This window comes from Streptomyces sp. NPDC085460, from assembly GCF_044541975.1.
Taxonomy (GTDB): Bacteria; Actinomycetota; Actinomycetes; order Streptomycetales; family Streptomycetaceae; genus Streptomyces.
This window is the reverse complement of record NZ_JBITTO010000002.1, coordinates 50,413-75,552: the sequence shown is the minus strand read 5'-3', so window position 1 is coordinate 75,552 and position 25,140 is coordinate 50,413. Positions and strand designations below refer to the sequence as shown.

Sequence of the window (25,140 nt, the reverse complement as noted above, 5' to 3'; positions counted from 1 at the left end):
CGTCAGGTCACTTGTCCGGGACGCGTCCTGAACGGAAGGGCGGAGCGCAACGATGCTTGGATCGACTCACGGCACCTTCACCACCGGTCTGCGCGCCCGCGTGGAAGCCTGCGGGGAGTCCCCCCGCACCGCCGTCCACGGGCACGCCGCCGCGCCCGGCGACCGGGACGTCAGCGGCCGGGCGCTGTACGCCGAGGTCCCCGACCTCGACCGGTTCTTCCGGCCCCGGTCCGTCGCCGTCGTCGGCGCCTCCGACGCCGAGGGCCGGCCCAACACCGGCATCACCCGGCAGCTGCTCGCCTGGGCCGAGCGGGTCGGCGCGGAGCTGGTGCCGGTGCACCCGACCCGTACCTCCGTCTTCGGCCTGGCCTGCGTGCCGTCCGTCAAGGAGCTCGCCGGGCCCGTCGACCTCGCCGTCCTGCTGGTCGCCGACCCGCTGCCGGTCGTCGAGGAGCTGGGCGAGGCCGGGGTGCGGTTCGCGGTCGCCTTCGCCTCCGGCTTCGCCGAGACCGGCGCCGACGGGGCCGCCGCGCAGCGGCGGCTGGCCGAGGCGGTGCGCCGCACCGGCGTCCGGCTCCTCGGACCCAACACCAACCTCAACGCCTTCGAGCGCTTCCGCGACGACCTCGACGGGCCCGCCGTCGCGCTCATCACCCAGTCCGGGCACCAGGGCCGGCCCGTCTTCACCCTCCAGGAGCTGGGCGTCCGGCTCTCCCACTGGGCGCCGACCGGCAACGAGGCCGACCTGGAGACCGCCGACTTCCTCTCGTACTTCGCCTCCCTCCCCGAGGTCGGCGCCATCGCCGCGTACGTGGAAGGGCTCAAGGACGGGCGGTCCTTCCTGCTCGCCGCCGACCGCGCCGCCCGCGAGGGCGTGCCCGTGGTGGCGGTGAAGGTCGGCAGGACCGAGACCGGCGCCCGTACGGCCGCCTCGCACACGGGGAAGCTGACCGGCGCGGACCGGGTCGTGGACGCGGCGATGCGGCAGTTCGGGGTCATCCGGGTCGACGGGCTCGACCAGCTCCAGGACACCGCCGCCCTCCTCGCCCGCGCCCGCAAGCCGCTGGCCGAGGGCGTCGTCGTCTACTCGATCTCCGGTGGCACGGGAGCCCACTTCGCCGACCTGGCGACGGCCGCCGGGCTGAGCCTGCCCACGCTGACGCAGGCCAAGCAGGACGAGCTGCACCAGTGGATCCCCGAGTACCTCCGCGTCGCCAACCCGGTCGACAACGGCGGGCACCCGGTCGGCGACTGGCGCGGCCGGAAGATCATCGACGCGATCCTCGCCGACCCGTCGGTCGGGGTCCTCATCTGCCCCATCACCGGCCCCTTCCCGCCGATGAGCGACAAGCTCGCCCAGGACCTGGTGGACGCGGCGGAGGCCACCGACAAGCTGGTGTGCGTGGTGTGGGGCTCCCCCGTCGGGACCGAGGACGCCTACCGGACGACCCTCCTCGGCTCCTCCCGCGTCGCCACCTTCCGCACCTTCGCCAACTGCATCGGCGCCGTGAAGGCGTACCTCGACCACCACCGCTTCACCACCGGCTACCGCTCCCCCTTCGACGAGGCCCCCCGCACCCCCTCCCCGTCCTTCCGCAAGGCGCAGGCGCTGATGCGGCCCGGGCAGCGGCTGAGCGAGCACGCGGCGAAGCAGCTGCTGCGCGCGTACGGGATCCGCGTGCCGCGCGAGCAGCTGGTGACGAGCGCGGCGGCGGCCGTCCGGGCGGCCGGGCTCGTCGGCTACCCGGTGGTGATGAAGGCGTCCGGCGGGCAGCTCGCCCACAAGACGGAGCTGGGGCTCGTGAAGGTCGGGCTGACCTCGGCGAGCCAGGTCAGGGACGCGTACCGCGACCTCACCGACATCGCCCGCTACGAGGGGATCGACCTCGACGGCGTCCTCGTCTGCCAGATGGTCGGCAAGGGCGTCGAGATGGTCGTCGGCGTCACCCGCGACGAGCTGTTCGGGCCGACGGTGACGGTCGGTCTGGGCGGCGTCCTGGTGGAGGTCCTGAACGACACCGCCGTGCGCGTGCCGCCCTTCGGCGAGCGGGAGGCCCGCTCGATGCTGGACGAGCTGCGCGGCCGGGCCCTCCTCGACGGCGTACGCGGCGCACCGCCGGCGGACGTCGACGCGCTGGTGGAGGTCGTGCTGCGGGTCCAGCGGATGGCCCTCGAACTCGACGGCGACCTCGCCGAACTCGACATCAACCCGCTGATGGTGCTGCCGCGCGGACAGGGCGCGGTGGCGCTGGACGCGCTCGCGGTCTGCCGATAGGAGCCCTACGTGTCATCGGACGCAGAGTCGAACGCAGTGTCGGACGCGGCTTCGGAGGTGCGTGAGGTGCCCGACGTACTCCACTCCGTCGAGAACGGCGTCTCGTGGATCACGCTCAACCGCCCCGAGGCGATGAACGCGGTCACCTGGGACCAGCGGGAGCGGATCATCGCGCTGCTCGCGGACGCCTCCGCCGATCCGTCCCTACGGGCGGTCGTGATCACCGCGACCGGCCGGGGCTTCTGCGCCGGCGCGGACCTGCGGGGCGGGCCGGCGGCCGGGGGCGAGAGGGTGGCGGGGGACGTCTCCCGCATGATCCGGCAGGGCGCGCAGCGCTTCATCGCCGCCGTCCTGGACTGCGAGAAACCGGTGATCGCGGCGGTGAACGGCACGGCGGCGGGCATCGGCGCGCACCTCGCGCTCGCCTGCGACCTCGTCCTCGCCGCCGAGTCCGCCCGCTTCGTCGAGGTCTTCGCCCGCCGGGGCCTGGTCCCCGACGGCGGCGGGGCGTACCTGCTGCCGCGGCTGGTCGGGCCGCAGCGCGCGAAGGAGCTGCTGTTCTTCGGGGACGCGGTGCCGGCGGCGGAGGCGTGCGCGATGGGCCTGGTGAACCGGGTCGTGCCGGCGGACGAGCTGCCGAAGACGGCCCGCGCCTGGGCGGAACGGCTCGCCCAGGGCCCGACGCGCGCCCTGGCCCTCACCAAGCAGCTCGTCAACGCCTCCCTGGACACGGACCGCGCGACCGCCTTCGCGGCGGAGGCGACGGCCCAGGAGCTGAACATGACGACACGGGACGCGCGGGAGGGAGTGGCGGCGTTCGTGGAGCGGCGGGAGGCGACGTACGAGGGGAGGTAGCGGCCGGGTGGGCGGCTGTCGGGGGTCGCCCATACAGTGTGTCCGCGCATATGGAGTGCATATGCCGTTCACCTTTCCCGGGGGGGAAATCACGATGTCTCACCCCGCGCGCCCCCGCGCACGATCCGGAAGATCCGGAAGATCCCGAAGAGCCCTCTTCCTGGTCCCCGCCCTGCTGACGGCCCTCCTGGCCCCGGCCCTGCCGGCGGCCTCCGCGGCCGACCAGCCGCCGACCGCGCCGACGACGGCACCCGCAACCGCCCCGGCCCTGGCCACGGAGGCCCCGGCCGCCGAGGTCCCGCAGACCCCGCAGACCCCGCAGGCCCCGCAGACCCCGGAGACCCCGCAGGCCCCGCAGGCCCCGCAGGCCCCGGCGGAGGAACCGACACCCGAACCCACGCCCACGCCGGATCCCACGCCGACGCCTACCCCCACCGACGCCTCCGGCACCTCGTGCACGGTCCTGCCGCTGACCCCGCTGGGCGCGGCCGGGGATCCCGCCGGCTCGGTGACACTCGCTCCGGACGAGGAGACCTGCTTCACCGTCACGGTGGAGAAGCAGGGGCTGCACCGCGTGATGCGCGACGGCGTGGCCAACATCCGCCTCACCTTCCTCTCGGGCGAAACCCCGGTCTCCTGCGAACGGGACGAAGCCGACGAGACGATCTGCCCGCTGGGTCCGGGCACTTACACCCTGCGCGCGCGCAACCACGCGTGGGCCGGCTCGCTGCGTTTCGCCATCGTCCCTCTGATGCCGGGCCCCGGCTGCCCGGAGATCCCGGGCACCGGATACGACGCCGCTCCCGCCACCGGCCCCACCCCCGGCCGGATCGGACTCGTCTGCCGGTCCTTCGACGGGTCCCCCGGCGACCGGATCATCACAGAGCTGTGGTCCGGCACTTCCTTCGTGCACCGCTGGATCACCGACGACACCGGCCGGCGCATCTGCCCCTACCCGGGCGACGGCGGGCCCGGCTGCGTTCTGCCCCAGGGCTCCGGCGGCTACCGCGTCCTCGGTGACCTGTACCAGGCGGCCGACCCCACCGCCGACTACCGGCTGCTGGTCCGTCGCATGTCGAACCCGCAGGGCTGCGTACCCATCACCCCGACCCCCTACGGCACGGCCGCGGTCCCGCCGTCACCGACGAGCGGGTGCAGGACCTTCACCCCTCAGGAGAGCGGGCGCTACGAGGTCCGCGCCCTGAACGCCCGAGGCTGGGACCAAGGCGTCGAGGTCTACGGCCAGAACGGCCGCGAGGTCGCCTGCACCTACCTGTACGGCTGCGGTCTCGGAGCCGGCGTCACCTACACGTTCTTCAGCGACGACCTCGTCGAGCTGCGCCACCGCACGTCCACCGAGGGCTGCACCGGGGACCTCGCCCTGTCGAGCGTGCACCGCGGCAGCCTCGCCGGCCTGGGCGAGACCGACTGCCTCGCGCTGCCGGCCCCGCAAGGCTCCAGGGTCGTCCTTCGTCCGGACGACGCCGTGTACCTGAGCGTGCTGGACTCCACCGGAACGGAGGTCTGCTCCCACCAGCAGGAGCAGACGGGGACGGCCTGCACCCTGGCGGGGACCGGCCCCCACCGGCTGCTCGTCACGAGCGCGAGGACCAGCGACCCGACCGGCGCCTACCGGATCCTGGTGGACCGCGCCGACATGCCGGGTTCCTGCCGCGTTCTCCCCGCCGGAGACTTCACGGACGGTAGCCCGCGTGCCGAGCTGACCACCGGGGACGGCGTCTTCGCCGACTGCCTGACCATCCCGGCAGCCGACCACTCCGCGAAGGAACTGCTCCAGCTCGGGCGGCTCACGGGCGCTCGCGGGGCAGGGCTGGTCGTGTTCGACGCGACGGGCAAGTGGATCTGCGCCCTGGAGACCGGAGGAGGTGCCGCGTACGAGGAGTGCGCGCTGACGCCCGGCGTGACGCACACCGCCTTCTTCCAGGGACATGACGCGCCCGCCACGTACACCGTGGTCCGCAGGGATGTCACCGCCACCGCCAAGGGCTGCCCCGGCGGCCCCGTGGGCTCCATCGGCGGCCCGTCCCTCGCGGGTCTGCCCGGCCCGGTCGACGCCTTCCACTGCCACCAGGTGAGCGCCGCCGCCGGGGACAGGGTCCACATCGCCCTCCGGGGCGCCGGGGACACCGTGCAGCTCCACGTGTACGACGCGAACGGCGTGGAGGTCTGCGGACGCGACGCGCGGGAGTGCTTCCCCACCGGTTCCACCCGGTACCAGGTGATCGCCGTGCCTCGTTCGGGGACGGCCCTTCCCGCCCACCGCGTCGACGCCCTGCGGGTGGCCACGGCCACGGGCCCGCCGCCCGAGTGCGCCCGGCTCTCCGACGTGAGCCACGGCTTCGGTCCGCTCACCGGCACGCTGAGCGAGCAGAAGTCCGCGCTGTGCGTACTGCTGCCGGCCGCCGCGAACGACGAGTTCATGGTCCGGTTCCCGACCACCGGCTCGTCCCCGAACCGGCCCAGGGCGGTGCTGTACGACCCCCTCGTCCAGGGCAACGGCTGCGAGTTCTACGCCGACTACGGCACCCCGGAGTACAGGTGCCAGGTGCGGGGCGATGCCAGGGAGTCCCGTCCGGCGACGCTGGTGATCGGACTGCCCGACCAGCCCTGGGGCTCCCCCACCCCCGTCCGGGCGGAGGCCGACTGCACCGTCCAGGAGGGCGTCTGCGGTCTCGTGCCGTGGACGGTGAAGTCGGTGACCCCGGGCACGGTCGGCGCCGGCAAGATCACCATGACGGTCACCGGCACCTCGCTCAGCAAGCTGACCCAGGTCGTCGTGGAGGAGTACAACGAGCCGCACGCCTACTACTACGGGGCCACGTCCACCACGGTCTCCGTCGCGCCCGACCGCCGGAGCATGGTCGTGGCGCTGGACCTGACCGACGCTCCGGAGGGACGCCGACTGGCCCTGCGCGTGGACTCCCGCAGGGGGGTGGAGCACCGGCCCGCCCCGATCACCGTCGTGGCCCCGCTCGGCTCCACCGGCATGGTCACCATCACGGGCACGGCCGCCGTGGGCGGGAAGGTGACGGCGAGTCCCGGACCGTGGTCGTCCGCGCCCGACGGCTACGCGTACCAGTGGAAGGCGAACGGCGTCGCGATCTCCGGCGCCACGGCCTCCGCGTACACGCTTCCCGCGGCACTCCAGGGGAAGCAGCTGACGGTGACGGTGACCGCGCGGAAGACGGGGCATCCGAACGCGACCGCGAGCAGCCGGTCCGTGCTCGTGAAGGGCGTCGCCCCCAAGGCCACCCGGGCGCCGGCCATGACCGGGAGCGTGAAGGTCGGGTCGAAGGTGTCCGCCTCGGTCGGGACCTGGTCGCCGGCCGCGACCTCGTACGGCTACCAGTGGCGGGCGGACGGCGTCGCGATCTCCGGCGCGACCGGCTCCGCGTACACCCCGACCGCCGCCGTGCGCGGCAAGAAGCTGACCGTCACGGTCACCGCGCACCGCACCGGGCACCTCAGCGGCTCCGCCTCGACGGCCGCCGTCGCGGTCGGCTACGGGGTCGCCCCGAAGGCGACGAAGGCGCCGTACCTGACCGGCACCGTCCGGGTCGGGCGGACCCTCACCCTCAACCGGGGCACCTGGACGCCCGCGCCGACCTCGTACGCCTACCAGTGGTACGCGAACGGGCGGGCCGTCAGCGGCGCCACGAAGTCCACCTTCGTGATCGGCAAGGCCCAGCGCGGCCAGAAGATCACCGTCAAGGTGACCGCCCACCGCACCGGGCACACCTCCGGGTACGCCTGGACCCGCGCGACGGGCGCCGTCGCCGGGTAGACCGCGCCGCCGCCATCGCCGCCTCCCCGGGTGTTCCCATCTGACGCTGCGTCAGTTTCAATGCTGCACATGATGGGACACGCGGGGATGGCGGCCAGCGCCGTCCGACACCTGAGAGCGGCCGGGGCGCCCACGGCCGTCGAACCCCTCCCCCGGCCCGCCCTGCGGGCCGTGGGCGAGGACGAACGGGCGCCCGTCGACCCGGCGGAGTTCCGGCGCGTGCTCGGGCACTTCGCCAGCGGCGTCACGCTCGTGACCACGGCGGACGGAGCCGGTCCGACCGGCTTCGCCTGTCAGTCCTTCGCCTCGCTGTCGCTGGATCCCCCGCTGGTGGCCTTCATGGTCGCCCGCACCTCGACCACCTGGCCGCGCATCGCCGCCGCCGGGACCTTCTGCGTGAACGTGCTGGGCGCCGAACAGGGGCCGCTCTGCCGGGCGTTCGCCGTCAGCGGCGCCGACAAGTTCGCGGGCGTCGAGTGGTCCCCCGCACCCGTCACCGGCGCGCCCCGGCTCGCCGGCGTACCCGCCTGGATCGACTGCGCGATCACCACCGTCCACACCGGCGGCGACCATCTGATCGTGGTCGGGCGGGTGGAGGCGCTGGGGGCGGTCGAGGAGGGCGGGGAGCCGCTGCTGTTCCACCGGGGGCGGTTCGGGGGGTTCAGCGGCGGGTGAGGACGCGGCTATCAAAAGGGGCGTCCACCCAGTAGACGATCTGCGGCTCAGAGGGGGTGCCGATCACGTCCCACTGCATCCAGTTCATCCCGACGCCGCAGTCGGTACCGACGCTCACCACATGGCTCCAGCGCGGGCGGGACTCGGTGAACGTCCAGCTGGCGTCCTGGTCATGGCACCGCTTCGGGAAGCCGTATCCGGAACCGTCCTCCTTCGTGACCTCGAACATGTACTTGACGCCCGACAGGGCCACCTTGCCGTCCGCCTTCAGCGTCACCACACCCCCGTCCCCGTCCTCGTACCGCCCCACCAGGTCCGCCCGGCTCGGCCTCGGCGCGTCCTCAGGGCCCAAGACCCGCGTGTACGTACCGATTCCGGCGATCGTCGCCGCCGCGGGCACCATCAGCAGGGCCCACAGCAGCCACGGCTTGCTCCTCCAGCTACGCATGGGCTCCATCATGCCGGGGGCGCCGGATGACGAGGGCCATGAGGGCCGCCGCCGCGCACAGGGCGCCGGAGGCGTACCAGACGACGTCGTACGAGCCGAAGACGTCGCGGGCGACTCCGCCGGCGAAGGCGACGACGGCGGCGCCGACCTGGTGGGAGGCGAGGACCCAGCCGAAGACGATCGCGGAGTCCTCGCCGTAGTGCGCGCGGCAGAGGGCGATGGTGGGCGGGACCGTGGCGACCCAGTCGAGGCCGTAGAAGACGATGAAGAAGATCATCGGCGGGTGGACGGAGGGGGCGAGGAGCAGGGGGAGGAAGAGGAGGGAGACGCCCCGCAGGGCGTAGTAGACGGCCAGCAGGCGCCGGGCCTCGAAGCGGTCGGTGAACCAGCCGGAGGCGATGGTGCCGACGACGTCGAAGACGCCGATGACGGCGAGGAGTCCGGCGGCGGCCGTGACCGGCATGCCGTGGTCGTGCGCGGCCGGCACGAAGTGGGTCTTCACCAGGCCGTTGGTGGAGGCGCCGCAGATCGCGAAGGTACCGGCCAGGAGCCAGAAGGGGCCCGTGCGGGCCGCCTTGAGGAGGACCGTCACCGCGCGGCGGGCCGCGCCCGGCACCGGGGCGGGCTTCTCGGCGTACTCCCCGCCGTACGGGGCCACTCCGACGTCCGCCGGGTGGTCGCGGAGCAGCAGCCAGACGAAGGGGACGACGGCGAGCGCGGAGAGGGCGACGGTCACGGCGGCCGGGCGCCAGCCGTGGTTCTCGACCAGCCAGGACAGGAGCGGCAGGAAGACGAGCTGGCCGGAGGCGCCGGCCGCGGTGAGGATGCCGGTGACGAGGCCGCGGCGGGCGGTGAACCAGCGGTTGGTGACGGTCGCGGCGAAGGCGAGCGCCATGGAGCCGCTGCCGAGGCCGACGAGGATCCCCCAGTAGAGGACGAGCTGCCAGGCGGCCGTCATCCAGACGGTGAGCAGGGAGCCGAGCGCGATGACGGAGAGGGCGGCGGCGACGACCCTGCGGATGCCGAAGCGGTCCATGAGGGCGGCGGCGAAGGGGGCGGTGAGGCCGTAGAGGGCGAGGTTGACGGAGACGGCGAAGCCGATCGTGCCGCGCGACCAGTCGAACTCGCCGTGGAGCGGTTCGATGAGCAGGCCCGGGAGGGAGGCGAAGGCGGCGGCGCCGATGATCGTGACGAAGGTGACCGCGGCGACGGACCAGGCACGGTGGAAGCGCGGGGTGGTGGCCGGGGCGGGCGCCGGGGCCGGGGTGGGGGTGGAGGAGTCCTGCTCCGTTGTCTGGGCCATGCCATCGAGGATGCTGGCCTGATCCCTCCCCCACCATTGGCCCGACTGTCAGGTTTCCAACAGATCGGGCCACGCCTCGGTACGGTTCACGGCCCGGCGACGGACTCTCGGGTTTCCGACACGTCGGGCCACGCCTCGGTACAGCGAGCAACGTGGGTCATGGCCCGGCCACCGTCCGCGCGAGCCGTGGCAGGTTCCTGATCGGCCGGACCGCGAGGAGCGCCCCCACCACCAGGACCGCGATCCCCGCCCCCGTGAGCAGCACCGCCTCCGTGCCCACCACCCCGGCGACCGGGCCCGAGAGTGCCCGGCCGACGCCCATCATCAGCAGGGAACCGGCCACGTCGTAGGCGTGCATGCGGTTCAGGGCCTCCTGCGGGACGTGGGTCTGGACCGCCGTGGACCACATGACGAGCCAGAACGCGAAGGCGGTGCCCGCCACGAACTGCCCGGCGGCGAGGACGGGGACGGGTGCGCCGAGGCCGAGGAGCACCAGGTTCACCGGGAGGCCGAGGAGGGCGACGGCGCCGGAGGCGAGGGGGCGGCGGGGGCGGATGCGGAGGGCGAGGAGCCCGCCGAGGGCGCTGCCGGCGCCGTTGGCCGCCATCAGCGCCCCGTACACGGCCGAGCCGTGGTCCCCGGTGACCAGGCTCGCGGTCAGCGGCACCATCGGGCCGGCGACGGTCAGTCCGTACACCGTCCAGATGGCGATGACCCCCCACAGCCAGCTCCGCGAGCGGAACTCCCGCCACCCCAGAGCAAGTTCGGCGGCGAAGGAGCCGCGCTCGCGCTCCTCGGACGGGGCCGTCGGCGGGATCCGCATCAGCAGGAAGCAGACGGCGCTGACGGCGAAGGTGGCGGCGTTGGCGGCGAAGGCCGCGCCCGCGTTCCAGGCGGCGACGAGGAGGCCGGCGAGCGCGGGGCCCGCCATCGTCATCAGCGCCTCCGCGACCCGCAGGACGGCGTTGGCGCGCTGCACGTCGGGGGCGATGCGCGGGATGGTCGAGGCGACGCCCGGCTGGAAGAGCGCGGCGCCGACGCCGGCGACGACGGAGAGCGCGTACACGGCCCACAGCGGCGGGCTGCCGACCGCGAAGGCGACGGCGAGGAGCGCGGCTCCGGGCAGCCGCAGCAGATCGGCGGTGATCATCATGCGGCGGGGCGGTGAAGCGGTCGGCGAGGACGCCGCCGAAGAGGACGAAGACGGCGAAGGCGGCGGTCCACAGGCCGAGCGCGTAGCCGACGGAGGAGCCGGGCCGGCCGGCGCCGAGGAGCCCCGCGGCGAAGGCGACGGGGACCATGCCCTCGCCGAGGACGGCGGCCGACCTGGCGGTGAAGAAGAGCCGGAAGTTACGGTTCCAGAGGGCGGGCGGCTCGGGCGGCGCGGGTACCCGCGCGCCGGCCGCAGACTTGTACGTGTTGTCCGTCACGGGCAGCCGTCCTACCACCAGGTGGTCTGGACCACCACTGATTTAGCCGAGGGAGCCCCCGTGCCGCACCGCGTCGTCGTCCTCGCCCTGCCGGGGCTGCTCCCCTTCGAGCTGGGCATCCCGCACCGGATCTTCGGCGGCGCCAGGGACGCCGGGGGGCGGCGGCTGTACGAGATCGTGACCTGCGCGGTGGCGGCGGGTCCCGTGCAGACCGACGCGGACTTCGCCGTCCACGTCGAGCACGGCCCGGAGGCGCTGGCCACGGCGGACACGGTCGTCGTGCCCGCCTCGTACGAGCTGGGACCGGTCTACGAGGAGGGCAGGCTCACCGACGAGCTGGCCGCCGCGCTCGCGCACGTCCGGCCGGGCACGCGGCTGGTCGCGATCTGCACGGGCGGGTACGTGCTGGCCGCGGCCGGCTGGCTCGACGGGCGGCCGGCCACCACCCACTGGGCGTCGGCCGACCACTTCCAGCGGCTCTTCCCGACGGTACGGGTCGACGCCGACGTCCTCTTCGTCGACGACGGCGACGTGCTCACCTCGGCGGGCGTCGCCGCCGGCCTGGACCTGTGCCTGCACATCGTGCGCCGGGACCACGGCGCCGCGATCGCCAACGCCGTGGCCCGCCGTACGGTCGTCCCGCCGCACCGGGACGGCGGCCAGGCCCAGTACATCGCCCGCCCCGTCCCGGACCCCGGCACCCACACCACGACCGCCGCCCGCGCCTGGGCGCTGGCCCACCTCCACGAGCCGATCCAGCTGCGGGACCTGGCCGAGCGGGAGGCCATGAGCGTCCGCACCTTCACCCGCCGCTTCCGCGACGAGGTCGGCGTCAGCCCCGGCCAGTGGCTCACCCGGCAGCGGATCGAGCGCGCCCGGCACCTCCTGGAGAGCAGCGACCTCCCCGTGGACCGGGTGGCCCAGGACTCCGGCTTCGGCACCGCCCAGTCCCTGCGCGTCCATCTGATGACGGCCATCGGCGTCACCCCGACCGCCTACCGGCGCACCTTCCGCACGGGCTCGACGGACTCCTGACCCTCCGACCCGCCGCCTCCTGATCCCGCGCTCAGAACGCCGGCACCCGGCGCTCGGAACGCCGGCACCCCCCGCTCGGAACGCCGGCACCCCCCGCTCAGAACACCAGCACCCCGCGCGCCACCTTCCCCGCCTCCGCCTCCTCCCGGGCCCGCGCGAACTCCTCCACCGGGTAGGCGGCGGTGACGAGTTCGTCGAGGAGGAGGGCGCCGGCGCGGTACAGCCCGGCGTAGAGCGGGATGTCCTTCTGCGGGCGGGACGAGCCGTACCGGCAGCCGAGGACCGCCTTGTCGAGGAACATCGCGGCGGGCGGGAAGGACGCCTCCGCCCCGGGCGCGGTCATGCCGAGCAGCACCGCCTGGCCGTGCCGGTCGAGGAGGTCGATCGCGGTGCGGACGAGACCGGTGTGGCCGACGCACTCGAAGACGTGGTCGGCGCCGGTCGGCAGCACCTCGCGGACGCCGTCGGCGGAGCCAAGGAAGTGCGTGGCGCCGAAGCGGCGGGCCAGCTCCTCCTTGGCCGGGTTGGTGTCCACGGCCACGACGGTGAGGGCGCCCGCGATCCGCGCGCCCTGGATGACGTTGAGCCCGATCCCGCCTGCGCCGATGACGACGACGGTCTCGCCGCGCCCGACCTTCGCCCGGTTGAGTACGGCTCCGACGCCGGTGAGGACGCCGCAGCCGAGCAGGGCGGCGGACGTGAACGGCACGTCCTCGGGGATCCGCACCGCCTGCACGGCCTTCACGACCGTCCGTTCGGCGAAGGAGGAGTTCGAGGCGAACTGGAACAGCGGCGCGCCCTGCCGGGAGAACGGCCGCCCCGGCATCCCGATCGCCTTCCGGCACATGGTCGGCCGGCCGGTGTCGCAGTCGGGGCAGGCCCCGCAGTTGGCGAGCGTGGACAGCGCCACGTGGTCGCCGGGGACGACGTGCGTCACCCCCTCCCCGACCGCCTCGACGACCCCGGCGCCCTCGTGCCCGAGGACGACCGGCGGCGGGAACGGGATGGTCCCGTCGATGACGGACAGGTCGCTGTGGCAGAGCCCGGCCGCCCGGATCCCCACCAGCACCTCACCGGGACCGGGGTCCCGCACCTCCAGGTCCGTGACGACCTCGACGCTCTTCCCGTCGAACACCACACCGCGCACGACGATCCCTCCCTCTGTCGACGGACTACTGGTTCGGGCGGTCGCCCGCCGCGGCGGCCCGCGCCATCTCCTCCAGGCGGGCCAGCATCGGCATCGGGTCCGTCCCCACCGTCCCCGGCAGGAAGTCCGCGATGCGCTCCGGCGTCCACCCGCCGCCCTCCGCGTAGCCGGCCCGCAGCTCCCTGGGCTGCGCCCACACCGCGATCTTGGGTCCGGCGATCGTGTAGACCTGCCCGGTGATCCGCTCCTCGCGGGCCCGGTCGGAGAGCAGGTAGACGACGAGCGCGGCGACGTCCTCGGGCTCGCCGATCTCCTTGAGCTCCATGGGGACGTTGGCGGACATCCGGGTCCTGGCGACCGGCGCGACCGCGTTGGCGGTGACGCCGTACTTGTGCAGGCCGAGGGCCGCGCTGCGGACGAGCGAGATGATCCCGCCCTTCGCGGCCGAGTAGTTGGCCTGGGCGACGGACCCCTGGTGGTTGCCGCTGGTGAAGCCGATGAGCGCCCCTGAGCCCTGTTTCCGCATCACGGCCGCCGCCGCCCGGAACACGGTGAAGGTGCCCTTGAGGTGGGTGGCGACGACGGGGTCCCACTCCTCCTCGGTCATGTTGAAGAGCATCCGCTCGCGCAGGATGCCCGCCACGCACACGACCCCGTCGATCCGCCCGTACTCGGCCAGGGCGACGTCGACGAGCCGCTGCCCGCCCGCCATGGTGGAGATGTCGTCGGCGACCGCGACGGCCGTGCCCCCGGCCGCCTCGATCTCCTTGACCACGGCGACGGCGACGTCGCTGGCCGGCTCGGCGCCCTCGATGGAGACGCCGTAGTCGTTGACGACGACCTTCGCCCCCTCGGCGGCGCACGCGAGGGCGACCGCGCGGCCGATGCCGCGCCCCGCTCCGGTCACGGCGACGACCTTGCCCGCCAAGAAGTTCCCCATCTCCGGCCCCTTCCCGCAGTTTCTGACGGTCCGTTAGATTCTATGGGTCGTCAGATACCGGAAAACAAGACCCCGGAGGCCCCGATGTCCCTCCCCGCCGCTTTCCACGAGATCGCCAAGCGCGTGAACAACTGGGGCCGTTGGGGCCGGGAGGACGAGATCGGGACGCTGAACCTGATCACCGACGAGGCGGTGCGGGAGGCGGCCGCGACGGTCCGCTCCGGTCGCCGTGTCCCCCTCGCCGTGGAACTGCGGCAGGACGGCGTGCAGACCGGCATGATCCCCGGCCGGGTCAACCCGCTCCACGTCATGGTCCAGGTCAACCAGGAGCTCTTCGGCCCCGGTACGGTCGCGACCAGCGACGACGCCGTGACCCTGGGCCTCCAGGCGGCCACCCACTGGGACGCCCTCACGCACGCCTCGCACTCGGGCCGGATCTACAACGGCCGCCCCGCCGACACCATCACCCCGCACGGCCGGGCCGCCTTCAGCGGCATCCACACGGCGCGGCACGTCGTCGGCCGGGGCGTCCTGCTCGACGTGGCGGCGGCGAAGGGCGTGGACCGGCTGCCCGGCGACCACGCGGTGACCCCGGAGGACCTGGACGAGGCGGCGGAGTTCGGGCGGGTGACGGTACGGGCCGGCGACATCGTGCTCGTACGGACCGGGCAGATCGGGCTGTACCTGGCCGGGGACAAGCACGGGTACGCGTTCCCCTCCCCCGGGCTCTCGATCCGTACGCCCGAGTGGTTCCACGCCCGGGACGTCGCGGCCGTCGCCAACGACACCCTCACCTTCGAGATCTTCCCGCCGGAGATCGAGGACCTGTGGCTGGGGGTGCACGCGCTCGACCTGGTCGAGATGGGGATGCTCCAGGGCCAGAACTGGAACCTCGAAGAGTTGTCCACAGCCTGTGCACAAGAAGGCCGCTACGCCTTCCTGCTCTCCGCCATGCCGGAACCTTTCGTCGGCGGCACGGGGACCCCGGTGGCGCCGGTGGCGCTCTTCTGAGGGGACGAGGGTTCCGCGAAATCGCGGGGACGGGCGAACGTTCCGGGAGCGCGCCAGGACGGCGTCACGGGTGGCGGCGCGCTCGCGCGCGCCCCGAGCACGGCACGGACCGCCGCCACCCGGCCGCGACCCGCACATGCCGAGGGCACACGGCCCTCGGCTCCCCTCGCCACGAATCGCTCACCCTAGAGTGGGCAAAACGGAACGAACCGTCAACAGCGCACCCGTCCGGGTGAGCCGATGCCCTCACCGGACGCGGTGCCCACGGGCGTACGATCCACCTCGCACCAGATCCGCTTGCCGGCGCCTTCGGGCTGCCAGCCCCACCGGTCGGCGAGACCGTCGACCAGCTCCAGACCGCGCCCGTTGGTGTCCTCCCCGGCGGCGTGCCGGGGCCGGGGCGGCCGGTCGCTGCGGTCGGCGACCTCGACCCGTACACCGCCCTCCGCCGCGAAGAGCATGCGCAGCACGGCGGGGCAGCCCGTGTGCACGACCGCGTTGGTCACCAGCTCGGAGATGAGCAGGACCAGCGTCTCCGCCAGCGGCTCGTCGTCCCCTATCCCGGAGCCGGCCAGCCGTTTCCGGGCCCACCTGCGCGCACGCCCCACCTCGGCCGGGTCCGGCCCGACCTCCAACTGAACCTGAAGCACCTGCACCGTTCACACCATCCGAACCGGCGGACACACCTTTACGGAACGTGATTCCCTTGTGAGACAGCATGGTTGACGTACAGTCACCGCAACAAGCGCTTCGGGCATATTCCAGCGCGAAGGAGTACGCGTGGTCCATACTGTGCGACGCACGCGGCGGGGAGTCGAACGCGGGGCGCGACCCGGGCTCACAAGCACTCGCATCCCACGGAGAGTACCGGAGCGGAGGGCCGACTCCGACCCGTGACGACCCCTCGAAGGACACAACCCGATATCGACATTCCGCCCACGGCCGCCGGGAATCGAACACGCTCCGTCACCAGTTCGGTCACTCAGAGCGCGGCGGCCACCTCCTCCGCCGCCCGGTCCGCCGGCAGCACGAGCGCGGCCCGCACCCACGCCCGCTTCAGATGGAGATGGACGTCCGCCTCCCAGGTGAAGCCCATCCCGCCGTGCACCTGGAGGCAGTCCCGGGCGTTCGCGACGGCCGCCTCGTCGGCGAGCAGTTTGGCGCCGGCGATCTCGACCGGGTCGGCGGTGACGGCGGCGGCGTGCACGGCGGCCCGCGCCAGCTCGGTCCGCACCAGCATCCCGGCGCACAGGTGCTTCACCGCCTGGAACCCTCCGATGACCTGACCGAACTGCTCCCGCTGCCCGGCGTACGCGACGGCCGCGTCCGTGCACCAGGCGGCGGTGCCGACCTGCTCGGCGGCGGTGAGCAGCACCGTCTCGCCGCCGGCCGCGCCCCGCGCCTGCGGGACCCGGTGAAGCGGTGTCAGCGGGTCGACCGACCGCACGGGTACGGCTCCGCTCGCGTCGCCCCGCGCCACGTCGGCGGCCTCCAGCCAGGGGACCAGCCCCTCGGGCGAGACCTCGGTGACGACGACGGTCCCTTCGGCGGCGCCCGGCACGGACCCGGCCGCGACGTGCGTGGCGACCAGCGGCCCCGGCACCAGCGCCCGTCCGGTCTCCTCGAAGACGAGCACCGCCTCCGGCAGGCCGAGCCCGACCCCGCCGTCCGCCTCCGGAAGCCGCAGCGCGAAGAGGCCGGCCTCGCCCAACTCCTTCCACAGGCCCCGGTCGAGCGCCCCGCCCCCGTCGACGGCCGCCCGCAGCGCGTCCCGTCCGAAGCGGCCCGCGAGCAGCTCCCGTACGCCTCGCCTGAGGTCCCTCTGGTCCTCGCTCAGTCGGAAGTCCACGGTCCGGCTCACCGCCCCTTCGGCAGGCCGAGGATCCGCTCGGCGACGATGTTGCGCTGGATCTGGCTGGTGCCGGCGGCGATCGTGTACGAGAGGGAGGAGAGCCGGTCGAGGTTCCACTCCCGGTCGAGGTCGAGCGCGTCGGGGCCGAGGACCTCGGCGGCGGTGTCGTACAGCTCCTGGCGGGCGTGCGAGTAGTGCAGCTTGAAGACGGAGCCGCCGACGCCGGGGACGCCCCCGGTGGCCTGGGCCTCGCTGACGTTGCGCTGGGTGAGCCGCCACAGGGCCTGGAAGCCGGCGGCGAGCCGGCCGATCCTGCGGCGGAGCGCCGGGTCGTCCCAGCGGCCGTTCTCCCGGGCCGCGCGGGCGAGTTCGCCGAGGAGTCGGCGGCAGGCGACGACCTCGCCGACGAAGGCGGTGCCGCGCTCGAAGGAGAGGGTGACCATGGTGACCCGCCAGCCGTCGTTCTCCTCGCCGACCCGGTTCGCGGCCGGGACCCGCACCTCGTCGAGGAAGAGCTCCGCGAACTCGGTGGATCCGGCGAGGGTCCGCAGCGGCCGTACGGTCACCCCGGGCGCGTCCATGGGCAGCGCGAGCCAGCTGATGCCCCGGTGCCGGGGGGCGTCGGGGTCGGTGCGCACGAGGAGTTCGCACCAGTCGGCGACCTCGGCGTGCGAGGTCCAGATCTTCTGCCCGGTGACGACGTACGCGTCCCCGTCCCGGACCGCCCGGGTCCGCAGCCCGGCCAGGTCGGAGCCGGCGTCGGGCTCGCTGAAGCCCTGGCACCAGACCTCGTCGCCGCGCAGCACCGGCTCCAGCCACCGCTCGCGCTGTGCGGGCGTGCCCTCGGCGGCGATGGTCGGCCCGGCGTGGAGGAGGCCGACGAAGTTGGCGCCGACGTAGGGCGCGCCGGCCCGTTCGGTCTCCTCCAGGAAGATGAGCCGCTGGGTGGGCGAGGCGTCCCAGTGCACGTGCCCGTACCCGGCGTCGTGGAGCCGCCGCTGCCAGCCGCAGTCGTACGCCCTGCGGCCCGGCCAGTCCAGCGGGTCGGGGCGGGGCGGCAGGGTGGGCAGCGCGGCGGCGAGCCAGTCCCGCAGCCCGGCCCGGAACTCCTCCTCCTCGTCCGTGTAGGAGAGGTCCATCAGACGATGCCGAGGCCGAGCATGCGGATGGCGTTGCCGCGCATCAGCTTGTAGACGGTCTCGTCGTCGAGGCCCCGGACGTGGTCGAGGGCGACCTCCTTGGTGTGCGGGAAGGTCGAGTCGACGTGCGGGTAGTCGGTCTCGAAGGTGGCGTTGTCGCGGCCGACGACGTCGAGCGAGGCGATGCCGTGCTTGTCGCGGAAGAAGCAGCAGAAGATCTGCCGGTAGTAGTACGTGGACGGCGGCTCGGGGATCAGGTCGCGGACCCCGCCCCAGGCGCGGTGCTCCTCCCAGACGTCGTCGGCGCGCTCCAGGGCGTACGGGATCCACCCCATCTGGCCCTCGCTGTAGGCGAGCTTGAGGCGGGGGAACTTCACGAGGACGCCGGAGAAGAGGAAGTCCATCATCGAGGCCATCGCGTTGTTGAAGCTCAGGCTCGCCTGGACGGCGGGCGGGGCGTCGGGGGACGCCGCCGGCATCTGGCTACTGGATCCAATATGCATGTTGACGACCGTGCCGGTCTCCTGGCAGACGGCGAAGAAGGGATCCCAGTAGCCGGAGTGGATCGACGGCAGCCCGAGGTGGGTGGGGATCTCGGAGAAGGTGACGGCCTTGACGCCCCGGGCGGCGTTGCGGCGGATCTCGGCGACGGCGAGGTCGATGTCCCAGAGCGGGATGATGCAGAGCGGGATGAGCCGGCCGCCGCTGTCGCCGCACCACTCGTCGACCATCCAGTCGTTGTACGCGCGCACGCACGCGAGGGCGACCTCCTTGTCGTGCGCCTCGGCGAAGGTCTGCCCGCAGAAGCGCGGGAAGGTGGGGAAGCAGAGGCTCGCCTCGACGTGGTTGAGGTCCATGTCGGCGAGGCGCGCCTTCGGGTCCCAGCAGCCGCGCCGCATCTCCTCGCGGGTGATCCCCTCCAGGGTCATGTCGTCCCGGTCGAAGCCGACGGCGGCGATGTTCCGCTTGTACGGGAACTTGAGGTCCTCGTAGATCCACCAGTCGGTCGGCGGCCCGTCCGGGTCCATCGTGATCTGGTACTTCCCGCCGACGTACGCGAGCTCCCCGATCCCGGCGGTGACCGCCTGCGGCCCGCGCTCCCGGTACTTCGCGGGCAGCCACGTGTCGAAGAGGTGGGCGGGCTCGATCACGTGGTCGTCGACGCTGATGATGCGGGGCAGGTCGGTCATGGCAGCCCTCCAGTAATCTGATGGATCGTCAGATCTCGATGAGGCAAGGCTAACCCCGGGGGTCTGGACCGACAAGGACCGTCCCCTTACGCTCTCCGCACGAACTGACGCACTGTCAGATAAAAGCATCCAGGGAACGCACGCAATGGAGGCTCCCGTGACCGCGACCGAAACCGCGCAGGCCCTCGCGCTGGGCGAGTCCCGCACGCTCTGGGAGCTCGTCGAGCGCCGCGCCGACCTCACCCCCGACCGGCCCGTCCTCCTCCAGGGCGACCGCGTCCTCACCTTCGGCGCCCTGCGCGAGCGCGCCGAACGCTGCGCCGCCGGACTGTACGACAGGAGCGTCCGGCCCGGCACCGTCGTCGCCTGGCAGCTGCCCACCCGCCTGGAGACCGCCGTGCTCTCCTTCGCGCTCGCCCGCCTCGGCGCCGTCCAGACCCCCGTCATCCCCTTCTACCGGGACAAGGAGGTCGGCTTCGCCCTCCGCGCCTCCCGGGCCGAACACTTCGCCGTCCCCGGCGTCTGGCGCGGCCACGACCACACCGCGATGGCCCGCCGGCTCGGCGCGCGCGGGATCTTCGAGGCGTACGCCCCCGAGGACCTCCCCGACGGCGACCCGGCCGTCCTCCCCCCGCCGCCCGCCTCCGGCACCGACGTCCGCTGGATCTACTGGACCTCCGGCACCACCTCCGACCCCAAGGGCGTGCTGCACACCGACCGCTCGCTCCTCGCCGGCGGCGCCTGCCTCGCCCACGCGCTGCGCCTCACCGCCGCCGACGTCGGCTCCATGGCCTTCCCCTACGCGCACATCGCCGGGCCCGACTACACGGTGATGCTGCTGCTGTACGGCTTCCCCGCCGTGATGCTCGAACAGTTCGCGCTGCCCGAGTCGCTGGCCGAATACCGCCGCCACGGCGTCACCGTCGCCGGCGGCTCCACCGCCTTCTACTCGATGTTCCTCGCCGAACAGCGCAAGAACCCCGGCGAACCCGTCATCCCCACCCTGCGGCTCCTCGCCGGCGGCGGAGCGCCCAAGCCGCCCGAGGTCTACCACGCGGTGCGCAAGGAGCTGGGCTGCCAGCTCACGCACGGCTACGGCATGACCGAGGTCCCCATGATCACCATGGGCGACCCCGAGGACACCCCCGAGAACCTCGCCACCACCGAGGGGCGCCCGCCCGCCGCCATGGAGGTCCGGATCACCCCGTCCGGCGAGATACGGCTCCGCGGCGAGGCCGTCTGCAGCGGCTACCTCGACCCGGCGCAGACCGCCGCCGCCTTCGACGAGGACGGCTTCCTCGTCACCGGCGACCTCGGGCACCTGACGCCCAGCGGCCACCTCGTCCTCACCGGACGGCTCAAGGACGTCATCATCCGCAAGGGCGAGAACATCTCGGCCAAGGAGATCGAGGACCTCCTCCACGAACACCCGGCCGTCGGCGACGCCGCCGTCATCGGCCTCCCGGACGCCGTGCGCGGCGAACGGGTCTGCGCCGTCGTCGAACAGCCGGCCGGCGCCCCGCCGCTGACCCTGCCGGAACTCACCGCCTTCCTCCGCGCGGCCGGGCTCTCCGTCCACAAGCTGCCGGAACAGCTGGAGGTCGTCGACGCCCTGCCGCGCAACGAGACGCTGCGGAAGGTCCTCAAGTACAAGCTCAGGGAGCGGTTCGGGGCAGCAGACCGGGAGTGGCCTGGGGAGGCAGCGGGTCCGCCGGCGGCGGGGGGACGTGCCTGAGCCGGGGCTCCGGGATCTCCACGGCGGCGGAAGCCTCGCCCGCCAGGGCCGCAGGCAGGTCCCCGTACACCTCGAAGAGGCGGGTCACGCCGAGCGCGTGGAAGACCCGGGTGACATGGCCCTGGCCCTCCGCCGCCTCGGGAAGGACCAGCCGCAGCCGCCCGCCGCAGGAGCGCAGCAGCCGGCGGGCGCCGACCAGCACGCCGACGCCGCTGGAGTCGCAGAACAGCACCCCGGACAGGTCGACGACGAGGTCGTGCCGGCCCGCGGCGACGGCGTCGTGCACCCGCCGCCGTATCAGCGGCGAGGTCACCAGGTCCAGCTCGCCGCGCAGGCGCAGCACCGTCCATCCAGCGCGGTCGTCCTCGTCGGCCTCGATCGTCGTCACGGACGGGCGCCTGCCCCGGGGGAACTGGCCGAAACCCCTTGAGCCGGGTATGACGCTTTCCTTACCATCCGCTCCTGCGTGAAGGCCGCACTTGCGGCAAACAGGCGTGCGTTGTCGGCCGGTCGCACTAGTTTGGGGTGAGGGGTGGGACAAGGCGGCGCCGGCAGCGGCGGACGCGGAAGCGGAAGGGTGGAGGCTCGGATGGCGAACGACACACCACCGCGCTGGGACCGCAGGATGCAGCAGCGGCTCGCCCGCGGCGAGGCCGCCGCCCTCGGCGAGCTGTACGACCGCTTCGCCTCCCTCGTCCACAGCCTCGCCCACCGCGTCCTCGACGACGACCAGGCGGCCGACCAGATCACCCGTGAGGTCTTCGGCTACATCTGGGAGAACCCCGACGCGTACGACCCCCGCCAGGGCAACCTGCGCTCCTGGGTGGCCCGGCTCACCCAGCGCCAGGCCGTGCACCGGCTGCGGGAGACCGAGGCGACGGCGTACGCGGAGACCGGCGTCGGCTCGGCGGAGGAGCTGGAGGCCAAGGTCCGCCGGGCCTCGGCCGCGGCCCGCGCCGACTACATCGTCACCTCCATGCCGGCCCCGCTCCGCAAGGCGCTCGAACTGGCGTACTTCCAGCGGCGGGACTACCGCCAGACCGCCGCCGACCTGTCCATCAGCCACGAGGAGGCCCGCCGCCGGCTCCGGCTCGGCCTCCAGCTCCTCTCCACCGCGAACACCCGCCCGCTCGACGGACCGCCGGGCGGCTACGGACGGGCGCGGTGACCGGGGCGGACGGCGAGGACGACGCCCTCGCGCGCGCCCCCTGGATACCGGGCCCGCGGGAGGCCGCCGACGACCACGCGGACCTCACGGACGCGGCGCCCCTGGACCTCTCCCACACGGTGCTCAAGTCCCTCCTCGGGGCGTGGGCACTGTCGGCGTGTTCGGCCGCGGAGAGCAGGGCCGTCGAGGACCACCTGACCGCGTGCGCGCCCTGCGCGGACGAGGCGCTGCGGCTGAGGGACGCGGTGGCGCTGCTGCACGAGGACCGGGACCTGGACCTCGACCCGCTGCTGCGGTCGCGGGTCCTGGAGAACTGCCTGGGCCGCCGCCCGGCCCGCATCCCGGTCCCCGCCTGGGCGACGCCGTACGACGCGGAGACCGCCCGGCTCGACGCGCTGCTGCGGGACATCGGCGAGTCGGAGTGGCACACGCCGGTCCGGCTCAAGTGGTACGAGGACGACCGGCCGGTGCGGCGGAAGTCGACCGTCGCGGGGGTGATCGGCCACCTCCTGACGGTCGACGGCCTGGTGTCGGGCGCGCTCGGCCTCGCCGACCCGCTCGGCCCCGACGTGCCGGAGCTGTCGCCGACGGAGCGGACGGAGGCGTTCTGGGAGGCGCTGGACCGGCCGCCGAACCGGGCACTGCGGGCGCCGTGGCGGGAGCAGAGCCACGCGCTCGTCCGCACGGTGTCCTTCGCCGGGCGCGGGGTCTCGGACCTCACCGTCACCTACGGCGACTTCGCCCTCCCCCTGAAGGACGCGCTCCTGGAGCGGGCCTTCGAGTGCTGGGTCCACGCGGACGACATCGCGAACGCCGTCGCCTACCCCTACGACCCGCCGAGCGGCCCGCACCTCCACGGCATGATCGACCTGGCCGCCCGGCTCCTCCCCGCCGCGGTGGCCCAGCGCCGCCGCGCCGGCCGCGCGGCGCCGCCCCGCCGGCTCGTCACGGCGGGCGCGCCGGGCCGCTCGCTCCACCTGGAGATCGAGGGCGCGGGCGGCGGCCACTGGTACATCCCGCTGGACTCCCCCGCGGCGCTCGGCTCCCCCGACCACACGGTCGCGCAGGTCGCGATGGACGGCGTCGAGTTCTGCCAGCTGGTGGCGGGCCACATCTCGCCCCAGGAGGCGGCGGCCGGCCAGGACGGCGACCGCGAAGCCATCCAGGACGTCCTCTCCGCGGCAGCGTCCTTGAGCCGCCTGTAGAACGAGGTCCTGCGGGACGACGCGCCTAGCTGTACCGCGGTGTGGACCTCCGCCCCGCTGGGGCGGAGCCCACCCCCAGGCCCGGCCAACGCGCCGGAGCACGACCCGCGGGACGGCGCCCCTCGCTGCACCCCCGTGTGGGCAGGCGTCCCGCTAGGGGCGGGACGGGTGGGCACACGGGACGGCGCGCTCGGCCGCGCCCAGGCTTTCCGCGCCTGAACCCGCACCGGATGCACGACGCCGTACGGGTGCGGGCCCAGGCACGGAAGCGGAAGCACCCGCAGAAGGTGCCGTTCCGTTGTGCCCACCCGTTCCGCCCCAGCGGAACGATTGCCCACAACGAAACGGCGGGCGCGGCGGGCCCAGCCCACAACGGAACGGCGGCGCGGGCGCAGCCCACAACGGAACGGCGGCGCGGGCGCAGCCCACAACGGAGCGGCGGTGCGGGCGCGGCCCGCGAGGGCGCGGCGCGTGGGGGGCTACGTGAAGACGACCGTGCGGCGGCCGTTCAGGAGGATGCGCCGCTCCGCATGCCACTTCACCGCCCGCGCCAGCGCCTGGCACTCCACGTCACGCCCCACCGCGACCAGCTGGTCCGGCGTCACCTCGTGGCCCACCCGCTCGACCTCCTGCTCGATGATCGGGCCCTCGTCGAGGTCCGCCGTGACGTAGTGCGCCGTCGCCCCGATGAGCTTCACGCCGCGCGCGTGCGCCTGGTGGTACGGCTTGGCGCCCTTGAAGCTCGGCAGGAAGGAGTGGTGGATGTTGATGATCCGCCCGGAGAGCCGCTTGCAGAGGTCGTCGGAGAGGACCTGCATGTAGCGGGCGAGGACGACCAGCTCGACGTTCTCCTCCTCGACGAGCGCGAGCAGCTCCGCCTCCGCCTGCGGCTTGGTCTCCTTCGTCACCGGGATGTGCCGGAAGGGCAGGTCGTACGAGGCGACGAGCTCGGCGAAGTCGGTGTGGTTGGAGACGACGGCGACGATCTCGACCGGCAGCGCCCCGATGGAGGACCGGAAGAGCAGGTCGTTCAGGCAGTGGCCGAACTTCGAGACCATGAGCACGACCCGCATGCGCTCCTCGGCGCGGTGGATCTGCCAGTCCATCTGGAAGGAGTCCCCGACCGCCGCGAAGCTCGCCCGCAGCTTCTCCACGGTCACCGGCGCCTCGGCCGAGAAGTGGACCCGCATGAAGAAGAGACCCGTGTCCCGGTCTCCGAACTGCTGACTGTCCTCGATGTTGCATCCGGTGATGAAGAGGTAGCTCGACACGGCGTGCACGATGCCCTGCTTGTCCGGGCACGAGATGGTGAGGACGTACTGGTCGGTCATCCGGACAGCGTGCCACAACCCGCCGCCCGGTCCGTACCGCGGTCCGTCCACCGGAACGCCCCGCCGAACCTCACGCGGACGCGTCACGCGCGCGTGAGGATCCTCAGCACGTCGAGCGAGCGCGGCGGCACGTCCGGGTCGTCCCCGTCGGCCGTCGCGAGCCGTACGTGCGCCTCCCGCGCCGCGTGGACCGCCTCGGGCCAGCCCGGGTGCTCCTGGTACGCGGAGAAGGGCGCGTCGGGCCCGACCTGGTGGAGGATCCGCAGGACCCGCAGGACGGCCAGGTCGACGAGCTGCGCCTCCCCGGAGTCCCGGAAGATCGCGCCGACGTAGCGCTCGGCGGACCAGTTGTCGAGCCAGGTGTCCTCGACGAGCCGGTAGACGGCGTCGGTGACGTCCCCGTACCCCTCCTGGCCGGCGAGCCAGACGGACCGGTGGAACCCTGGGTCGGAGAGCATGTGCAGCGCCGAGCGCACATTGGCGCGCCAGCGCCACCACGGCATGTCGTTGAGCGGCATGCCGCCCATGGTGGAGGAGCGACGGCCGCGACGGGAAGAGTTCACCGGACCGGGGACGGAACTGGACATCGCTCGATC

The 25,140-nt window shown here is 73.5% G+C and carries 20 protein-coding genes and 1 pseudogene; 9 read left to right on the top strand and 12 right to left on the bottom strand.

Annotated features, from left to right (window positions below; genetic code table 11):
- The first annotated feature begins 52 nt into the window (after positions 1-52).
- The 4 genes from ACIGHB_RS04410 to ACIGHB_RS04395 all read left to right on the top strand — a co-directional run bounded on the left by ACIGHB_RS04410 (position 53) and on the right by ACIGHB_RS04395 (position 7,610).
- A complete protein-coding gene (locus ACIGHB_RS04410) occupies positions 53-2,275 on the top strand; it encodes an acetate--CoA ligase family protein (protein WP_399909463.1) in 2,223 nt (740 codons plus the stop codon).
- 66 nt (positions 2,276-2,341) lie between these two features.
- Positions 2,342-3,130 carry an enoyl-CoA hydratase/isomerase family protein gene (locus tag ACIGHB_RS04405; RefSeq protein ID WP_399909461.1) on the top strand — a complete coding sequence of 263 codons (789 nt, stop codon included), beginning with the start codon at positions 2,342-2,344 and terminating at the stop codon, positions 3,128-3,130.
- Positions 3,131-3,224: 94 nt separating this feature from the next.
- Positions 3,225-6,935 carry a hypothetical protein gene (locus ACIGHB_RS04400; protein ID WP_399909459.1) on the top strand — a complete coding sequence of 1,237 codons (3,711 nt, stop codon included), beginning with the start codon at positions 3,225-3,227 and terminating at the stop codon, positions 6,933-6,935.
- Positions 6,936-7,004: 69 nt separating this feature from the next.
- Positions 7,005-7,610, top strand: a complete 606-nt coding sequence (locus ACIGHB_RS04395; protein WP_360310353.1) for a flavin reductase family protein — start codon at positions 7,005-7,007, stop codon at positions 7,608-7,610.
- Here the strand turns inward: ACIGHB_RS04395 and ACIGHB_RS04390 are convergent.
- The 3 genes and pseudogenes from ACIGHB_RS04390 to ACIGHB_RS04380 all read right to left on the bottom strand — a co-directional run bounded on the left by ACIGHB_RS04390 (position 7,597) and on the right by ACIGHB_RS04380 (position 10,797).
- Positions 7,597-8,058, bottom strand: coding sequence for a hypothetical protein (locus tag ACIGHB_RS04390; RefSeq protein WP_399909457.1), 462 nt, complete (start codon positions 8,056-8,058; stop codon positions 7,597-7,599). The genes ACIGHB_RS04395 and ACIGHB_RS04390 overlap by 14 nt on opposite strands.
- Entirely contained in the window at positions 8,051-9,361 is a 1,311-nt protein-coding gene (locus ACIGHB_RS04385; RefSeq protein WP_399909455.1) for an MFS transporter, read from the bottom strand. The genes ACIGHB_RS04390 and ACIGHB_RS04385 overlap by 8 nt, the downstream gene beginning before the upstream one ends.
- 157 nt (positions 9,362-9,518) lie before the next feature.
- A pseudogene (locus ACIGHB_RS04380) lies at positions 9,519-10,797 on the bottom strand (MFS transporter).
- A 54-nt stretch (positions 10,798-10,851) separates the two neighbouring features.
- On the opposite strand from ACIGHB_RS04380, the gene ACIGHB_RS04375 reads away from it, so the two are divergent.
- A complete protein-coding gene (locus ACIGHB_RS04375) occupies positions 10,852-11,826 on the top strand; it encodes a GlxA family transcriptional regulator (protein WP_399909453.1) in 975 nt (324 codons plus the stop codon).
- A 97-nt stretch (positions 11,827-11,923) separates the two neighbouring features.
- On the opposite strand, the gene ACIGHB_RS04370 is transcribed toward ACIGHB_RS04375, so the two are convergent.
- Positions 11,924-12,973: a Zn-dependent alcohol dehydrogenase gene (locus tag ACIGHB_RS04370; protein ID WP_360310345.1), complete on the bottom strand. Its 1,050-nt coding sequence runs from the start codon at positions 12,971-12,973 to the stop codon at positions 11,924-11,926.
- Between the two features lie 25 nt (positions 12,974-12,998).
- Positions 12,999-13,913, bottom strand: coding sequence for an SDR family oxidoreductase (locus tag ACIGHB_RS04365; RefSeq protein ID WP_360310343.1), 915 nt, complete (start codon positions 13,911-13,913; stop codon positions 12,999-13,001).
- A gap of 84 nt (positions 13,914-13,997) precedes the next feature.
- Here ACIGHB_RS04365 and ACIGHB_RS04360 point away from each other — a divergent pair, with 84 nt between their 5' ends.
- Positions 13,998-14,924 carry a cyclase family protein gene (locus ACIGHB_RS04360; RefSeq protein WP_399909450.1) on the top strand — a complete coding sequence of 309 codons (927 nt, stop codon included), beginning with the start codon at positions 13,998-14,000 and terminating at the stop codon, positions 14,922-14,924.
- A gap of 212 nt (positions 14,925-15,136) precedes the next feature.
- Here the strand turns inward: ACIGHB_RS04360 and ACIGHB_RS04355 are convergent, their stop codons facing one another.
- The 4 genes from ACIGHB_RS04355 to ACIGHB_RS04340 form a co-directional block, all read right to left on the bottom strand.
- On the bottom strand, positions 15,137-15,580 hold the full coding sequence (locus tag ACIGHB_RS04355) for an ATP-binding protein (protein WP_360310339.1): 444 nt from the start codon (positions 15,578-15,580) through the stop codon (positions 15,137-15,139).
- Between the two features lie 326 nt (positions 15,581-15,906).
- Entirely contained in the window at positions 15,907-16,773 is an 867-nt protein-coding gene (locus ACIGHB_RS04350) for an acyl-CoA dehydrogenase family protein (RefSeq protein WP_399909448.1), read from the bottom strand.
- A gap of 8 nt (positions 16,774-16,781) precedes the next feature.
- Positions 16,782-17,915 carry an acyl-CoA dehydrogenase family protein gene (locus tag ACIGHB_RS04345; protein ID WP_360310335.1) on the bottom strand — a complete coding sequence of 378 codons (1,134 nt, stop codon included), beginning with the start codon at positions 17,913-17,915 and terminating at the stop codon, positions 16,782-16,784.
- Positions 17,915-19,105: an amidohydrolase family protein gene (locus ACIGHB_RS04340; RefSeq protein WP_399909445.1), complete on the bottom strand. Its 1,191-nt coding sequence runs from the start codon at positions 19,103-19,105 to the stop codon at positions 17,915-17,917. Before ACIGHB_RS04340 ends, ACIGHB_RS04345 begins: the two co-directional genes overlap by 1 nt.
- A 157-nt stretch (positions 19,106-19,262) precedes the next feature.
- Here ACIGHB_RS04340 and ACIGHB_RS04335 point away from each other — a divergent pair, with 157 nt between their 5' ends.
- Positions 19,263-20,840: a class I adenylate-forming enzyme family protein gene (locus ACIGHB_RS04335; RefSeq protein ID WP_399909443.1), complete on the top strand. Its 1,578-nt coding sequence runs from the start codon at positions 19,263-19,265 to the stop codon at positions 20,838-20,840.
- On the opposite strand, the gene ACIGHB_RS04330 is transcribed toward ACIGHB_RS04335, so the two are convergent.
- Entirely contained in the window at positions 20,761-21,228 is a 468-nt protein-coding gene (locus ACIGHB_RS04330) for an STAS domain-containing protein (protein ID WP_360310329.1), read from the bottom strand. The genes ACIGHB_RS04335 and ACIGHB_RS04330 overlap by 80 nt on opposite strands.
- A 201-nt stretch (positions 21,229-21,429) precedes the next feature.
- On the opposite strand from ACIGHB_RS04330, the gene ACIGHB_RS04325 reads away from it, so the two are divergent.
- Positions 21,430-22,008: a sigma-70 family RNA polymerase sigma factor gene (locus ACIGHB_RS04325; RefSeq protein WP_360310327.1), complete on the top strand. Its 579-nt coding sequence runs from the start codon at positions 21,430-21,432 to the stop codon at positions 22,006-22,008.
- Entirely contained in the window at positions 22,005-23,213 is a 1,209-nt protein-coding gene (locus ACIGHB_RS04320; RefSeq protein WP_399909441.1) for a maleylpyruvate isomerase N-terminal domain-containing protein, read from the top strand. The genes ACIGHB_RS04325 and ACIGHB_RS04320 overlap by 4 nt, the downstream gene beginning before the upstream one ends.
- A 479-nt stretch (positions 23,214-23,692) precedes the next feature.
- Here the strand turns inward: ACIGHB_RS04320 and purU are convergent, their stop codons facing one another.
- A complete protein-coding gene (gene purU / locus ACIGHB_RS04315) occupies positions 23,693-24,544 on the bottom strand; it encodes a formyltetrahydrofolate deformylase (RefSeq protein WP_399909439.1) in 852 nt (283 codons plus the stop codon).
- Between the two features lie 83 nt (positions 24,545-24,627).
- The gene (locus tag ACIGHB_RS04310; RefSeq protein ID WP_399909437.1) at positions 24,628-25,131 is read right to left on the bottom strand and encodes a hypothetical protein; all 504 of its coding nucleotides are present in this window, start codon (positions 25,129-25,131) and stop codon (positions 24,628-24,630) included.
- Positions 25,132-25,140: the final 9 nt, after the last annotated feature.